This is a genomic window from Pontibacter sp. H249 (genome assembly GCF_037892465.1).
Lineage (GTDB): Bacteria > Bacteroidota > Bacteroidia > Cytophagales > Hymenobacteraceae > Pontibacter.
This window is the reverse complement of record NZ_JBBKTR010000011.1, coordinates 18,999-33,582: the sequence shown is the minus strand read 5'-3', so window position 1 is coordinate 33,582 and position 14,584 is coordinate 18,999. Positions and strand designations below refer to the sequence as shown.

Genomic DNA, 14,584 nt, shown 5'->3' with positions numbered 1-14,584 from the left:
GTGATTCACCTGGACCCGATTGCAGGCACCCGAAACATTGAGTCGGGCAATAAGACCGCCAACATCGCGCTTGGCTTCTTTGAGCAAGGCGGGGAGGATACAGCGAGCGCTGAGCTGCAGGCCATCTACAAACGGCAGGAGCTTGCATCGGCGGAGTTCCTGAGTATGCTGCAGGAGGAAGACGGAATCGGCGATATCACCGTGCGGGATTCCCTGGTTCGCAATTACACCGTGCACCAGCTAACCGGCATTGCCTGTGAGTTCACGCTTAAACTGCCCATAAACCTATGCTTCTAGCCACCAAGCTAAGACTGGACCGCCTGGGTGAGAAACTGGTCAGCCAGCTATCCGAGCGCATCGCCACCACCGACACCGGGCAATACCTGCCAAGAGCCGAGCGCGAGAAGCTGGCCGCCTCTGTGGGTTATGAGCTGACTGATACCGAGTTCAGTATCTACGGCTCGGAGTACCTCTACACGCAGGAGACCGGCAGAAGGCCCACGGTCAATAACGGAGACGGTGCGGTGCGACGTTACGTGCTGGCCTATATCCGGGAGGAAGGGATTGAGCCCAGGGGGCAGGATAGAAACGGCATGCCGATAGACGAAGGCACACTCGCCTACTTCATATCGAGGAAACTGCATGAGGAAGGGGGCAAGCCCTGGCGCAACAGGCAGCACACCGGCGTGATATCGGGTGTGATCAACGATAAACTGATAGAGCAGGTGGAGGCATTGCTTACCGAGGCCTACACCGCAGAGATAGCAGAATACTTACTTGAAGCAACAGCCTAATGGAGATACTGGAGAGACCCGCAACCTTTAGCCCCGTGGGTGGGCGCATGCCTAACCCGGTGGTATACCGCATCGCTACTGACAGCGCCTACGTGAAGGCGGTTATCTGCAATGCGCAAGGAGAGGCGCTGAGCCAGACAAGGGCCAGTCAGCGCCAAGGCGAGGTGAGTATTGATGTGAGCGGCTTTCTGCGTGCTCAGATGAAGCTCACCATACCTGCAGGTGCCTTAACGGTAGAGCCTGCCCACGGTTCCTCTGTGGCCTTTTACTGCGTGCTGGAGGATGCCCAGGGCAATGTGCTGGACGATAGCGCAAACGTGCGCCATGCGGTGGCTGCGGCCCTGCCTTACAATGTGTCGGACTATTCAGGCTACACGATTTGAGCAAGCTGTTTGCCACCGGATTCGATAGGGCAATGGCCTGGGAAGGCTACCCGCTCACGCTGGCCATTAGCCTTAGCCCAAGTGTGGTGCAGGCGCTGTACTTCGAGCGGGTGTACTCGGATATAGCAGGCAATCAGCTGGCTATCCGCTCAACGCTCATTCCTGAGAGAGGCTTGCTGTGGCTGACAGAATCGGGGCCTTTTCCGGTGGGCACGCACCGCATGCAGGTATGCGTGACCAACCAGAACCGCGCGACTGAGGCTGATCCGGTGTTAGATGTTCCGGAGACAATAGACGCCTTGCCAAAGTTTGCCACAGCAATGGAGGTGCCCAGGCTTTTCGGGGAGTACCCGCTGCAGCTCTCCATGGGCGTAGGCTCAACCCGGCAGATGGTGTATTTGGAGCGCGAGTACCTGGACGCACGCAGGCAGACCCTGGGCATACGCTCCGATCTGGTGCATGAGCGCAGCATGCTGGTGGGCTTTAACATCCACGTGCCGGAGCCTCTGGCGGGTACCAGGTACATCAACGTGTGCCTGACCAACCAGTACAGGGCAACGGAGCAGGCCTCCACCTTAGAATACAATGTCTTAGAATATAACGAACTGGAGTATAACTAATGCCGACAGAACTAGAATTACTGGATGAGCTACTGGCCGATGAGAGCACAGCCGGCTCCATCGACAACACCATCAAGGTTTTCCCGGATGAGTCAAAGCTGGATGAAAACAAGACCAGCGGCAGGAAGCACCGCGCCTTGCTAAAAGCTGTTGTCACACGCCTGAAGGCATGGGTAATGGCAATGCTAGAAGGCAAGGCTGACCTGGTAGATGGCAAGGTGGCAGCAGAGCAGTTGCCAGAGTTCAGTAGCAACTTCACCGCTATCTCTGAGAACCAGCACGGCACGCACCCGGCCTTCTCCTCGCAGCATCAACTCAACGTTTACCTGCTAGGTGGCCAAGCTCCGACACCGGACACCACGCCACCAACCGCGCCGCAGGGCACAATCATATCAAACATTACTGAAACCGGCTACACGGCCACGGCAGATACTTCAACAGACGAATAAATGGTACAGGGATACAACTTTTACGAAAATCTAGGATCGGGCTTTATCAAGCTTAACGCTGAATTACTCGCAGAACCATCCTTCACCCGCACAGGACTTGTCGCCAGCACCTCCGGCAATTGCTACTTCACGGCAGTAGACGACAGCGGAAACGAGAGCGCACCGGGACAGGCAGCCAGCTTCACCACCCTGGAGGCGCAGCCGGAGCAAGAGCAGTACAGCTACTTCGCGCAGGGCTTCAACCAGGCCGGAACGGAGGTGCTAGGAACGGACGTTAATTTGCAGTTGGTGGATAGCAACTGTCTGGAAATAACGACAGCCACGACATTTAATGTTGCGGGGCTGGTCAGCACCGACACCATCGAAGTAGCTTCAGGCTCTATTATGCCGACATATTCCGCAGACGGTGTACTGGCCGTGGGGACAGGCAAACTATACGGACTGAAGATCACGCACACAGGCGAAGCTACTCCGTTTGTAAATTGCCCTGTAGCAGAGGGTTTTGGCGCGGTGTTGTACAACATAGCCAACAGCCAACTGCCCTTATTTATTCCGGCTAATACTTCTGTATGGGCTAAGCAGGATAACTACCATTACAACCTGACTAAAGGCTGCAGCAAGAAGCTGGCAATGGGTAAAACAGAGGCAAGGCTTACAGGGCTATCGTTGCCTACAGGCTTTACCGTTGAGTTATGGTTTGAGCACTTAGGCGACCTTAAGGCTAAGATTGCCGCGGCCGCGAATTACTTAATACTGAACTCCAACATAGCAGGTGGTAGCATGATGCACTTTAACAGCAATCAGCTACGGTTGCGCATCACAGGCAGCGCCTGGAATTACTTCACCGTGGGCGCGAACGCAAAGCAGGGGGTAAACCATTTATTGGCCTACATAGACTTCACAACGGCCGGCAACAGCAAGGCGGTGTTGAATGGCGTTAACCTCGTTTCCGCGAGCCAAAACCCAGCGGCGAACGCAGCGCCTACCCAACTGTGGGTAGGCGCTGCTAATAACTCCGCTAACGATACGATTTACCACCGCTTGCGCGTGTTTTCGGGCAACAAAACCACAGAAGCCGCAAGCCTGTTTAATAATGGGGTCTTCAACAGCGCATACACTACCGATTTGCTGTATGATTTCTCCACAGATGAGGTCGGTGTTAAATCGCACACGTCCGGCTATGGCGATTTGAGGCTAAGGGAGGGGAGCGGCAAGCCAACCAGGAGAGGCTTCGTCTATATTCCAGCCAAAGATACGCAGGCAACAGCAAGCGGCTTTAGCCTGACAAATCCATCTGGCAGCTACCATAACGGGTCAGAAACCAAGTTCAAGCGCAATAGCGCTGCAAATGATGTTTTGAATTTCTTTGCAGATGCAAACGGCACCGCGATAGCCAGACACGTAGACGAGCTGCACTATAATCACCCTTTCGGCGCTGAAAAAAACCGACTTTTAAAAAAGGTTGTGGGGAATTCCGTAACGCTGGATCTGTACAGCCAGCCGGCCACAGCAGGGCAGGTAGCGGCTACAGGAATACCCGCCAATATCGCGCCTATTGTCTTGCTGATAGGCCAAAGCAACGCGCTAGGCTGGGATAATAAAAACAACTACGCGGCCGAATATAAAACCACGTTCGACAATATCAAGATTTGGGACATCGAAAAGGGCGGCGGCTTTGTCCCGCTGAACTTCAGCACCACCAACAACCAGCAGCCAGCCGGAAGCGCAAATTTGCGAATGGGTTTAGAAACGCCCTTGATGAAGCGCTTGGCAGACCTGACAGGGAAAGAACTGTATCTGATAAAATATGCTTTAGACGGTTCCTCACTAGCCGATCAATGGCGGCCGCAAATAGTCAATTGGAATACGGGTTACCACACGGAAAAGATGCTGCAGGCTGTGCAGGCTGCCAAAGCAGCCTTGATTGCAGCAGGAAAACTGCCCAAGATCATTTGTGTGGTTATGTTCCAGGGGGAAAACGATGCAGACACGCAGGCGGATAAAGACGCTTACTATGCGAATTTAAAAGAATTGATATACCTCACAAGAGAGGAGGAATTAAACCACGCCCTGCCCTGGATTGATGTATTGATCAATGCTAATCTAAGCAGCTCTTCTTATCCTTATACCGCCGATATTCGAGCCATAAAAACACAGGTGGCAGCAGAGGACAAACACTATAAAACTTTAGACAGCACGCCTATTTATCAAGCCGCTGGCACCCCAAATGACACGCACATGAACGCGGCGGGTTACACGGCGCTGGGGATTGACCTGGCGGAAAGGATATACTCCGGGGAGTTGATTAGATAAGCCGAAGCCTAACTTTTCCCGTCCTACTATTACCATAGCGCATACCACAACTTTGCTCTCCACAATTGGGGCAATGTTACGAGACCTTCAAGAAATGAGCCTCACCAGAATTTTAGAGATGAAACAAGCCCTTTGGGAATATAGCGTGTGTGCCCTGCTCGCTGCCCGGCCTCGATTGCCTGGAATACGTGGGAACCCTTTACACCTGAATTTGGAGCGGGGCACTTGTTACGAGACGTTTAAAGCATAACTAAAAGAAACGAAAAGCTAAATGGCAGTAATCAACATCCAGGCGAGCGCCTCCTGTGCCAACGGCGCGGGGGTGGTCAGCGGCTCCTTTTCCTCCAGTATCAACCAGGACTACACCGTCACGCTGGAGGCTTTGCCGGTGCTGGACGGGCCAGAGGGCTACACCCTTGACGGCGGCACCTTTTCGGGTACGAGCGGCAACATTTATATTGAGGGACTGGAGAACCGCACCTATACCCTGAGGGTAACCGGGGCAAACGGAGACACCGAAACGCAGCCGGTTACCATAGCATGCGGTCCCAATTATCCTGCTGACGGCACCTTTCTGCGCAACGACTGCAACGGTTACGATCTGCAACAGGTATTGGCAGATGGCAGCGGAGGAGAGCGCTGGGGTAATGTCGTGGAGCAGAACAGCAGTACATGCGGCTATGTGCCTGAGCCAGAACCTGAACCTGAACCAGTGCTAGGCTGCACCGACCCGGAGGCGGATAACTATAACCCCAATGCCACGCCAGGCAACGCTCAGGCCAATGCCTGTACCTACCCTCCTAAAATCTTTACAGAGGTAAAGGTAGTGGAGGTGACAGGCTGCACCAAAGGCGTGTGCCTGCGCTGGTTCAACAACTTGGGCGGCATCGATACATGGGTATTCAGCGGGAAAGTAGACAGGCCGTTTGCCTCTGAGGCATCGGGTGAGTTCAGCTATGCCAACGGATTGAAAGCAGCCGCTTCCAAAGCCGGGCAGCCAACCATGACGCTGCGCACAGCCAACCTGAGCTACGACCGCTACCAGGCGCTGTGGCAGCTGTTCACATCGCCTATGGTATGGATCCACCACCCGGACAACAGCACGGAGGAAGTGTACGTGCTGCCTGCCGCTGTGCCTGCCATGCCTCTGGGAAGAAACAGCTATGACCTGACCGTTGAGATATCCAAAGCACCGATCAATACCCTTAGAAGATAATGGATCTGTATATAAACGAGGAGCGCGTAGACCTGGAGCCGGGGGCCATCTTTGCTGTGACAGTGCAATCGAATGATATTACTAAGCCGGACACTGTGCAAAGCACTTACTCCAACACACTGACTGCGCCTTTCACTGAGCATAATAACAGGATCATGGGGAATGCGGGCGACGTAAGCTCACTGACAGACATCCCCTATACAAAGCTGGATGCGAGCGTCTTGCAGGATGGGGCGGAAGTACTCCCCTTGCCGAAAGCTTACCTAAGCGAGGCCTCACAAAGCGGATACGAGCTGCAGGTTTTCTCAGGCTCTCTGGACTTATTCGAGCGATTGGGGGATAAAAGCATTCGCGACCTGGATATGAGCAGGTTCAACCACGTTCGCGATGCCGCCACGGTCAGCGCCAACACGAATAATACCGAAGGGTTTGTCTATGCTCCTTATGCCACCGGCAAGCCCTTTAATGTTTCCGGGGTGTGGGCAGAGGAGATGTACCCCTCCGTTTATGCAAAGGCGGTGTTTGAGCAGATGCTTGCCGAAGCTGGGGTGAACTACTCAGGCGTTGACGATGTGCTGTGGGAGAAGCTGGTGCTGCCCTTCTCCAATGAAAAACCGTTGCACAGCCAGCAATGGCAAAGCACTAGGAGGTACTCAGACGCGCCGCCTGTGGATCTATTCTTCAACCCTTTCCTGACCGTGCCGGATTATGGCGTGCTGGATGTCTGGGCTGATGCCACGATGACGCACATTGACTCGGTGATGACACCGGAGCTGTGGATCGTGCTCAAGCGCAACGGCATGGAGCTGGGCAAGCACACGCTGCAGATGACCATGCCGGGAAGCTACTCCCTGAAAGCCTCGTTTCGCATTGAGCCGCACGAGGACCTGAGCCAGCTGGTGCTGGAGGTCAGGCCGATCAACTGGCAGGACCTGGGCACCCCGCGCTCGCTGGGCATGTTCTCACGCGGGTACCGGATGGGAGAGGAGGCTTTTTTCAAGACAGAGTGGGATGTGGCGCTGAACCTGCCTGATATCAAGCAAAAAGATTTTCTGAAATCCATTCGGGCTTTGTTTGACCTGATGGTCACTTTCGAGCCTTACAGCAACACGCTGCACTTTACGCCCTTCAATAAGCTGGAAGAAAACAAGGCGTCAGCGCTGGACTGGAGTGATAAGCTGGTGTACGTGGGCAGTCCGCAGGTAGCGGTGTCTTACCGCTTTGGGGACTTTGCGCAGAAGAGCTGGTTTCGCTACAAGCAAGACGAGACTGGCGGGAACGGCGACAGCTACCTGACTGTTGACAATGCCCAACTGGAGCGGGAGAAGAACATGGTGGAGCTCCCATTTGCTGCTTCTGCAGAATCAGGGTGGGGTATCGTAGTTCCGCTGTTCTCTCCATTAGAAAGCCGGGAGTTTGACCATGAGGTGTCAGACATTGCAGCGCGTAACGGGCACGGCGCAGCAGATCGGGAGCGGGTGCTGGTGCACAATGCCAGCGGCGACCCGATGGTGCGGGAAGGCTGGGCGATCTATGAGCGTGTAAAGGGGCGCTATGACTCCACGGACGGCTGGTGCCTGCGACAGCAGGAAGGAGACTTCTACCAGGCGGGAAAAGGTTCTCCCCGGCTTGCCGTAACAGGAGGGGAGGCGCAGGCTACATTGCGCCTCACGAGAACCCAGGCTGAGACACGCCCTACATTACGGCTTGACTTCACCCCGATCAGCTTCCAAGTGTTGCTGCCTACTCGTTACACCTCCCTGCAGGGAGTGCTGGAGAAGTGCAAGGGCATTACGCCTTACTTTACGCTTAACGTGCAGGATGTGCAGGAGTATGACCCGAGCATTCCGATCTGGCTGGATCAGTTCCAAGGCTATTTTTACCTAAACCAGATCACAGAGTTCACAGGGGAGGGGCCGACCGAGTGCCAGCTGTGGCGACTGTAAAACATAAGGTTTTTTGAAACTGATATCAGGGGAACATGTATATTTGCACTTCGCATTTATTTGGTGGCAACCAAAAGCATTTTTTTTCACCTCGGGGCTTCGGCTTCGGGGTGTTTTATTTTCAGTAGGATATTAGAGTTGTTATACTACATGAAACTTAGTAAGTGTAGTTGATTTACTGTGAAATGCGCCTTCCTTTTGCGCTTAATCCAAATATTACAATCTTCGTATACTTACCATTGTACAAAACAATCCCATGAAGAAACTGATACTCTCCCTGCTGTTTATCCTGCCGCTTGCTGTAATGGGGCATAACCTACCCGTGGCGAATGGCAAAATTACTTATTCCGAAGTTGTTTCCGCTGAGGGATTGACGCAGGAGCAATTATACCAGCGATTGCGGGAGTTCTTTACTGTTCAATTCAAGTCTGCCGACGATGTGATTCAGATGGATACGAAAGACAAAGTGATCGGCAAAGCTTGGCAGGATATTATTGTAGACGATGGCAAGGTTCAGGAAAAAAGGAAGCTGTGGTATACTGTGAAGCTGGAAATGAAAGAGGGGCGGTATCGTATAGAGTTAAGTGACTTTCACATGCAGCGGTACTGCCTGCCTGCCTATGGCCCTTGTGAGCCTCAAACAAGGTTGTTCCCTGCCGAGCAGATTCTCTCCCCTCAGAACCAAGTAAACAAAAAAGGTAAACCGTCTGTTGGTTACGCCTCTTTTGAGCGAGAAATAGAAAAGGCGGCAACTGCTCTTATGGCTAACATAAAAGAAGCTGCCGCTCAATCCAGTGACTGGTAATTACTGGTTGGCAATTCTGGCAGTTGCGGCGTCTTTCGCCAAGCCGCTTTTTACATCAGTAACCTTAGTGTAAATATTTACTTGCCTCATGGCCGTCGCAAGTTTGTTGTAGTCGAATCCCGCCATGCTTTGGCCGCCAAGCCACTGCCTGGTGGCAGGCGGCTGCACATAGCCGCCTGTGGCGTAGCCTCTCACACGCTGCTGCTCCAAGCTTTGGAAAAGACCCGGGTTTTGGTTCACCATCCATTTCGGAGCGACATATTCCCCTTCGTGCACCACGCCTGCGACACGGTATCCTGAGTGATCTGGCGCACCATAGCCGGAGCCAGTATAACCACCCTCTGCAAATCCTCCTTTTGGTGGGGAACTTACAGCCTTGCTGATTTGAGCTTTAAAGATGGCGAATGCCCCTTTGATCAAACCGGCTAAAAGCGCTGCCTTCACAACACCCGCTGTTCCTGCGGTCGCCACTGACTCAGGCGAAGCCATTGAAGAAACAGTGGCTTTTAAAATTGCCTCAGCTGCAGCTGCCTGTACAGCTTTTTCTATTGCGTCAATCGTAACCATCAGCACGCCCTGCGCGAACCTCTGCAAGTCTAATCCTTGCTGATCCAAAGAAGATGCAAACATCTCACCTATATTGGTAACAAATGCAGCTGTTTCCTCTGCCTGCCTATTAAGACGATCTGCTTCTGCTTCCGCCTGTGCCTGCGCATTGGCTTCTACTCTATTCTGGTTCTCAATCTGTTTATCAGCTAGGTAATTGCTGATTTCTATTCTTTTGGCGGCAATCGCTTCTTCTTGTCCTGCAATCTTTCCGGCGAACTGCTCTAGCAACATTAACTCACGCTGCAGCTGCATCATCTTCATGGTTTCCAGCTGCCGCTCATACTCCTGCGCTGAAACCAATCCTTTGGCACGCCGTTGCTTCAGGTCTAGTTCCTGCCTTTCGGAAGCACGCTGCAGCAGCTTCTGGGACAACTCAAACGCCGCCTTGCTCTGGCGCTCCGTTTCCTCAAACTCTTTTGCCTGCTGCTCATTTCGGAACGCTTCGCGCAGGTTCGCCTCTTCCTGCAGGTACTTGGCCTTGATAGCATTTACCTGCGCCTGCGTCAATCCTTCCGCCTTCAACTCTATCTGCCGGCGTTTGTCCAGCATCTGAATGCGCAGGTTTAAAATATCCTCTTCTGAATTCAGGCTATTCTGGGTGCGAACCTCCAGCAGCGCGGCCTCTGCTTCTAATTGCTTGATAGCGGCTTCTCGTGCTTTGGCTGCACCTTCCTGGCGCAAGGCATTGAGTTTGTTCTGCAGCTCAATAGACTTTCCGATGCTGTCCCTCTCGATGGCGGCCAGCTTTATCTGCTCCTCGGCCAGCTTATCGTTATCTGCGGTAAGGTTATTGGTCAGCTTCTGCTCGGCAATCATGTTGGCGATCTTGTCCTGCTGCAGCTTCAGTTGTTTGCCCCGCAGGTCCTCTTCCAGGGCAAAGGCTTTGCGGGCTGCATCAGCACGTACGGACTCAGATTTAGTCGTGTCCTCTGCCACCATTTTATACTTCTCAATCTGGGCGTTGGCTCTTTCCCGCTCCACGTTCAAAGCACGCTCCGACTCTCTCAGGCGCTGGTTCTCCTTCTCAATGGCCTCCCCGGCTTTTCGGGCCTCGTTCAGTTCTTTGGTAAAGGCCTTGGCTTTGGCCGTGGCATCGGTGATGCCGGTGCCCACCTGCGTCACTCCATCTTGTATCTTGGTGAAGTCCCGGTTGATAATGCCATCGATAATGACTGCCAGCCCTTTGAAGCGGTTGATCAGGTTTTCCAGTAAGAGTTTTCCCAGCTTCTCGGCCGCATCGCCCAAATCCTCGAAGCTGCCCACGAAGTCAATCACCTTTTTGCCGATAGAAGACAGGTAATCGGTCAGCACACCCAAGACAGTCGTGAAGCCCTTGGTTTTCTGGTTCACCCAGTCAATGCCCTCCTGTGTCTTGGTCAGCCACGAGACCAACCCACCCAGGAGCAGCAATACTGCTCCGATGCCGGTAGCGGCCAAACCAAGGCGGAGCAGCTTGAGCATGCTCACATTCCCTGCCATGGCATTCCGTGTGAGCTGCAGCGTGGCCGTATAGGCGGCTTTGGCCTGTGTTGCCTTGTCGGTGAAGGTGGCAATAAGCCCGGTGCCGTCTACAGCCTCCAGAATGCTCTTGGTATAGGAGCCTACCTGTCTTCTGGTGTCACCGATTTGCTGTTCCTCCATCCGCAGCTTATCGGATATGGCCAGCGTCTGCGCCTCCAGCTGTTTTCCAAGCTCTGTGTTCTCGCGCTCCTCCTCGGACAGGGCATTGTACTGGTCGGTGAGCAGGGCCAGTTGAGCACGCAGCTGATTTACCGAACCTTCTGCGTCCTTGTCAGCTTTCTTCTGCCTTTCCAGCGCCTTGATCTGGGTGTTCTGCTGGGCGGTCAGGTCTTTTAACCTGGCTTTAAGCTCCACCTGCTGGGCTGTCTGCTCATCGGTGGCACCGCCTGCCAGTTTGATGGCCTTGGCCAGTTCCTGCTGGGCGGCTTTGGTGGCGTTGATCTCCTTTTGGTAGTCAACTATTTTCTTCTTGGCTGCCTCCTCGTCTACGCGGATGCGCAGCAGCACTTCCTTTTTTTCGTCTGCCATTAGTTAATTACCTCCCATCCATCAGGGAATATTTGATACTTAGTCCAAAACTCATCTAAGAAAGAACCGTGGCTGCAACCATCTTCTGTTTTAAGAGTGCCGTTCTCCAACTTAAGCCATTCTTCAGGAGTGTAGTATTTATGGCGCACTTTCTTACCTTGCAATAGTGCGTCTTTGGCTTCCTGCCTAGTTAGATTATCCATTAGTAAAATCGATAAGAAAACGTGAATGCTTCTTTGGTAAGCCTAACCGCTTTCCTTTTATAATTACTCCAGCTCAAACTTGTATTCCAATCTGTCCACTCTAAGACCATCTGAAGAGGTATAGTGAAAACCCAATGAAATGGCAGAGTTACTACTTGAAAGATCATTACTGGGACAAACAGAAGGATCACTACTAAACCTGCAGCGACGCCTCTTAATATTTTGCTCTTTATAGTCATTATAAGATGTCAATATTTAGCAGTCTCAAACTAATAGAATAGCCAAGCACTATCCTTCCTATGTAGCCATTGCGCCTACTGTAGAGGCAGTCATTGGCCTTCTTCATAAATACCCAATTCTTCTTTCTCATTCACTTAGCTGTTTAAAGGTTCTCGATTGGTAGCTTCCTGCAGCTGCTTTATCTCCAGCGTGGTGCTGTGCAGCAGGGCAGAAGCCTTCTCATCGGTGGGGTTGTTTCTAAGGTAGCCCGACAAAGCATAGGCTTCATTGCACAGCTGCTTCAGGCTTTTGGAGGTGTTGGCGCTCTCACTCATGGCAGCAGCTGTTACAGGCTTTCTTAGGCAGCAGCTTCTCGTTGTCCACGACAGCGGCCAGGTGAATCTTCCCTTTGGCGATGGCCCACAGGTAAGGGCGCAGGAAGGCGTTGATGGTCTGGTTCTCAGCGGCGGCCTTTTCCTTCAGCTCGCGCTCCAGTTGCGGCAGCAGGCGTACCTCTACCCTGCTTACCCCATTTTTCATGCTCATAAAACTTTGGCTAAAAGTTGTGCCGGTGTAGTGCCGGCTTTATGTAGTGAAGTTACTAAATGTAAGAGTGATTATATAGTAAGTTTACTAAAATATTTAGCGAAGAGTGTAACCTTATGGCAAAGCACATAAACATACCCATCACAGGCCCCATCGGCGAGGGAGTAGACGAGTACGGCTACCCGGTCTATGGTTTCATGGCCTACATGGTGGACTGGTACCTGGGCTACAACTGGGAAGACAACTCCATCGGCTCAAGTGAGCTGGAGCTAGTAACCTTCCGCCTCAACACCAACGGTGGCTGCGTGATTCAGGGCTTTGAGATACTGGCCAAGATGGATGCGCTGAAGGAGAGAGGGGTAAAGGTGGAGGTGATCAACGAGTCACGCGCCTATTCGATGGGTTCGCTGTTGCTGCAAGGTGCCTCCAAGGGCCTGCGCAAGAGCCGGCCTTACGCCTTGTTCATGGCTCACAAGCCTTGGGGCGGCTGCGAAGGCAACGCCGACGAGATGCGCAAGTATGCCGACTACCTCGACAAGTACGAGTCTCCCATGATCACCATTTACGCTGCCGCCTCCGGTAAATCGAAAGAGGAAGTGGCGGATTTCGTGCGGGAAGAGCGCTTCATGACAGCGGAGGAAACCAAGGCGGAGGGCTTTATCGATGAGATACTTCCCCTGGCCATTGAAGGAGTCGCGCCCGAGCAGGCAGAAAAGAAGGCGATGGCTTTCTACAATCCCAAGAGCAACCAATCTGAATTAAATAAAATGGCTATTACAAAAGAAGAGAAGGGCTCGCTGATCTCCGAGATCGCGGCTATGTTCGGGCTTAAGCCAAAAGCCCAGGATAAACAGACTCCTAAACCAAAGGCCAGCAACAAACCAACACCGAAGCCAAAAGCCGAAGTGGTGGAAGTAGTCGCTGCTACAACTGAAACGGCTGATGGTGCCACAATCCATTATGAAGGCGAAGAGCTGGAAGAAGGCACAGCGGTATTCGCTGATGCGGAACTGACCGAGGCCCTGGAAGACGGAGACTATGATTTGGCTGACGGCCGCACCATTGAAGTGGTGGAAGGCGTGGTGGCCAACATCACAGAGGCTGAGGAAGAAGAGGAGGAAGAGGCTGAGGCATCCGCTGACAATACCCCGGTGGCCTCCAAGAAGCCAGCACCGAAAGCTGCAGCAAAGGGAAAAGAAGCAGACAAGATCAAGGCCCTGCAGGCGCAGCTCGACGAGCTGAAGAAAGCGGTACCGGGTTCTGGCAACGCCGGAAAGAAAGGCACTCAGAATTTTAGCGAGGGCGGCAACAAGCCCAAAGCCAATGATCCATGGAACAAGGTTGCGGGCAACATCAAAAAGAAGTACGGAAAAGCTAATTAATTAAGAAAATGGCAGATAAGAGCTTATTCAACATCACTTACGAGTGGAACGGGCAAGAGGCAGATGAGATATTCGCCAAGCCCATCTTTACAGACCCAGAGCTGCTTAAGCAGTTTCGCGTGGTTCCGAACGTGAAGAGCAAGAAGCGTCTTGCTGTGGATTCCATTCTGCAGAAGATTCTAAAAAAGAAAGCCGGTTGCGGTCGCACGCCATCAGGCGAGGTGATTAACATCAGCCAGGTAGACCTGGAGGTAACGCGTGTGGGTGTGGACCTGGAGCAGTGCGCTGCTACGCTGGAAGACTCCCTGTTGGAAGACCAGCTGAACACGGGCAACGATATCTACAACCTGGATGGCACGGAGATCAAGGCCTACATTGAGAAAAAGGTGAAAGAGGCGCTGGCGCTGGATATCCCACGCGTAGGGTACTTTGCCGACACGGCCCATGCAAGCGCAGACTACAACCAGTTCGACGGTGTGTTCAAGGTGCTGGCGGCTTATGCGGCGACCAACCCGGGCATGAAGATCGCCAACCTTCCTGCGGAGCTTCCAAACGAAGACACAGAGGAAGGTGCGAGAGCGGTTATCGCCCTGTTCAAAGACTTGTACAAAGCACAGTCTCCTGTGTTGAAAGCCATTCCGAAAGATCGCAAGAAGTTCCAGGTGAACGATGAGATCCGTGATGCGCTGATCGATGCTTATACCACCCTGGGCGGCAAGGCAAGTGGCGACATTTACCTGAAGCGCACACAGGACGGTGAAGGCGTGGATAGTGTGTTCTACAAGGGCATTGAGGTAGTGGGTCATGTGCATTGGACAGAGATCATTGAGAGTGACTTCGACGGCTCCGAGCAGTGGCGCATGATCCTGACCGACACGCAGAACATCTGCCTAGGCACGGACCGCGTGGACGACGCCATGTCGGTAGAAATTATGTACCACCCATACCAGAAGGTGAATACAATCGATGCAGAGTTTAAGCTGGGCGTGCAGATTCTGTGGCCTGAGCTAACTGTGTACCGCACTTCACCTGTTGTGGCAGGTTAACGAA

General features: G+C 52.9%; 15 protein-coding genes. 11 read left to right on the top strand and 4 right to left on the bottom strand.

The window, feature by feature from the left end; genetic code table 11:
* From WG943_RS13865 to WG943_RS13825, 9 genes are all read left to right on the top strand, one after another.
* Entirely contained in the window at positions 1–297 is a 297-nt protein-coding gene (locus WG943_RS13865) for a hypothetical protein (protein ID WP_340409877.1), read from the top strand.
* Positions 288–794 carry a hypothetical protein gene (locus WG943_RS13860; protein ID WP_340409875.1) on the top strand — a complete coding sequence of 169 codons (507 nt, stop codon included), beginning with the start codon at positions 288–290 and terminating at the stop codon, positions 792–794. The genes WG943_RS13865 and WG943_RS13860 overlap by 10 nt, the downstream gene beginning before the upstream one ends.
* Positions 794–1,177 carry a hypothetical protein gene (locus WG943_RS13855; protein ID WP_340409873.1) on the top strand — a complete coding sequence of 128 codons (384 nt, stop codon included), beginning with the start codon at positions 794–796 and terminating at the stop codon, positions 1,175–1,177. The genes WG943_RS13860 and WG943_RS13855 overlap by 1 nt, the downstream gene beginning before the upstream one ends.
* Entirely contained in the window at positions 1,174–1,797 is a 624-nt protein-coding gene (locus tag WG943_RS13850; protein ID WP_340409871.1) for a hypothetical protein, read from the top strand. The genes WG943_RS13855 and WG943_RS13850 overlap by 4 nt, the downstream gene beginning before the upstream one ends.
* Positions 1,797–2,246 (top strand): hypothetical protein, encoded by a 450-nt coding sequence (locus WG943_RS13845; RefSeq protein WP_340409870.1) that lies wholly within the window; start codon positions 1,797–1,799, stop codon positions 2,244–2,246. The genes WG943_RS13850 and WG943_RS13845 overlap by 1 nt, the downstream gene beginning before the upstream one ends.
* On the top strand, positions 2,247–4,559 hold the full coding sequence (locus WG943_RS13840) for a sialate O-acetylesterase (RefSeq protein ID WP_340409869.1): 2,313 nt from the start codon (positions 2,247–2,249) through the stop codon (positions 4,557–4,559).
* Positions 4,560–4,830: 271 nt separating this feature from the next.
* Positions 4,831–5,775: a hypothetical protein gene (locus WG943_RS13835; protein ID WP_340409867.1), complete on the top strand. Its 945-nt coding sequence runs from the start codon at positions 4,831–4,833 to the stop codon at positions 5,773–5,775.
* Between the two features lie 782 nt (positions 5,776–6,557).
* On the top strand, positions 6,558–7,721 hold the full coding sequence (locus WG943_RS13830) for a hypothetical protein (RefSeq protein ID WP_340409866.1): 1,164 nt from the start codon (positions 6,558–6,560) through the stop codon (positions 7,719–7,721).
* A gap of 256 nt (positions 7,722–7,977) precedes the next feature.
* On the top strand, positions 7,978–8,526 hold the full coding sequence (locus WG943_RS13825) for a DUF4468 domain-containing protein (protein ID WP_340409864.1): 549 nt from the start codon (positions 7,978–7,980) through the stop codon (positions 8,524–8,526).
* On the opposite strand, the gene WG943_RS13820 is transcribed toward WG943_RS13825, so the two are convergent.
* The 4 genes from WG943_RS13820 to WG943_RS13805 form a co-directional block, all read right to left on the bottom strand.
* Positions 8,527–11,184 carry a hypothetical protein gene (locus WG943_RS13820; protein WP_340409862.1) on the bottom strand — a complete coding sequence of 886 codons (2,658 nt, stop codon included), beginning with the start codon at positions 11,182–11,184 and terminating at the stop codon, positions 8,527–8,529.
* Positions 11,184–11,387 (bottom strand): hypothetical protein, encoded by a 204-nt coding sequence (locus tag WG943_RS13815; protein ID WP_340409860.1) that lies wholly within the window; start codon positions 11,385–11,387, stop codon positions 11,184–11,186. The genes WG943_RS13820 and WG943_RS13815 overlap by 1 nt, the downstream gene beginning before the upstream one ends.
* Positions 11,388–11,761: 374 nt before the next feature.
* Positions 11,762–11,941, bottom strand: coding sequence for a hypothetical protein (locus WG943_RS13810; RefSeq protein ID WP_340409858.1), 180 nt, complete (start codon positions 11,939–11,941; stop codon positions 11,762–11,764).
* A complete protein-coding gene (locus WG943_RS13805) occupies positions 11,934–12,152 on the bottom strand; it encodes a hypothetical protein (protein WP_340409856.1) in 219 nt (72 codons plus the stop codon). The genes WG943_RS13810 and WG943_RS13805 overlap by 8 nt, the downstream gene beginning before the upstream one ends.
* A 116-nt stretch (positions 12,153–12,268) precedes the next feature.
* Between WG943_RS13805 and WG943_RS13800 the strand changes: the two genes are divergently transcribed.
* Together WG943_RS13800 and WG943_RS13795 are read left to right on the top strand one after the other, a co-directional pair.
* Positions 12,269–13,534: a Clp protease ClpP gene (locus WG943_RS13800; protein WP_340409854.1), complete on the top strand. Its 1,266-nt coding sequence runs from the start codon at positions 12,269–12,271 to the stop codon at positions 13,532–13,534.
* Positions 13,535–13,542: 8 nt separating this feature from the next.
* On the top strand, positions 13,543–14,580 hold the full coding sequence (locus WG943_RS13795) for a hypothetical protein (protein WP_340409852.1): 1,038 nt from the start codon (positions 13,543–13,545) through the stop codon (positions 14,578–14,580).
* Positions 14,581–14,584 lie beyond the last annotated feature (4 nt).